Origin of the sequence: Bradyrhizobium sp. (genome assembly GCF_016462955.1) — a bacterium.
Classification (GTDB): domain Bacteria; phylum Pseudomonadota; class Alphaproteobacteria; order Rhizobiales; family Xanthobacteraceae; genus Bradyrhizobium.
This window is the reverse complement of record NZ_JAEMSD010000207.1, coordinates 10143-11104: the sequence shown is the minus strand read 5'-3', so window position 1 is coordinate 11104 and position 962 is coordinate 10143. Positions and strand designations below refer to the sequence as shown.

1 protein-coding gene is annotated in these 962 nt (G+C 65.1%); it reads right to left on the bottom strand.

Features of this window, described 5'->3' with window-relative positions; translation table 11 throughout:
• The coding region (locus JHD07_RS20765) for a P-loop NTPase fold protein (RefSeq protein ID WP_291625314.1) at positions 1-946 on the bottom strand (946 nt) is incomplete at its 3' end.
• Positions 947-962: the final 16 nt, after the last annotated feature.

The following is a 962-nucleotide window of genomic DNA, read 5'->3' as shown; positions in this document are numbered from 1 at the left end:
GCACCGGGCTCGCCCATGGACGGTCGGCTATCTTCGGCACGATGCTCGGTTGGATCTGGGGTGCCGGGCGCTCCGCCAGGAACGCGGCGAGCCGAGCTCCTTGGACGGGGTCGACTTCGGCGAGGACGATGCACGCGGTGAGGATGGCGGGCGCGCCCCACTCCTGCTCCTTCCTCGCGGCTTCCAGCAGGCGATCCATCATAATGGTGGTCTCGCCGCGCTGGACGCGGACGAGGCGTTCTTTGAGGGTGCCGGCCATGTCGGGGTGCTCGACCATGCCGGCGAGCAGTTCGGCCGCTTCCGACGAGAGGCCGTCCTCGGGCGTGATCAGCGGCGCATGCTCGCGGCTGACGTAGAGCGCGCCGCGGAGATCGGTGTCGTGAAGCGACGGCGGGAGCGCCAGCCATTCTCGCACGAAATCGGCCGTCCATGGTTCCTTCAAGTTGAGCTCGCGACCGGCGGAAGCGCCCTGCTCCCATTCCTTCAGGAAGGAGGGCTTTCCTTCGGCGTTGATGGAGACGTTCTTGACGAGCTCGGCGTAGGCCCTCGGATCGCCGATGCGCTCGAACAGAAGGAGCTTGGCGAGCACGGCTTCGTCGACGTCGACCTGCTGCGCCCGGGCGATAGTCATGCGGATCGACAGGGCGTTCAGAAAGCGCTTTATCAGGCGGGGATTTCCCACGATCCCGGACGCAGTCGTCATGAGGGACGAGAGCCGTTCCGCGGTATCGAGCTGTCCGATCAACTTTCCGGGCAGCTTCACGCCCAGCGAGTTGACGAAAGCGCGATCGACTTTTTTGCCCTGCCAGGCCTTCTTCAACTGCGCGATCACGGCCGCCCGGATCTTCTCCTTCTCGGCCTCGTCGAGGTCACTGTCGTCGACGAACAGCAGCATCATGTAGGCGCGCACCTCTTGAGTGCCGAGCTGCGGAACGCGGATCGGCACTTGGATGAGTTTGTCG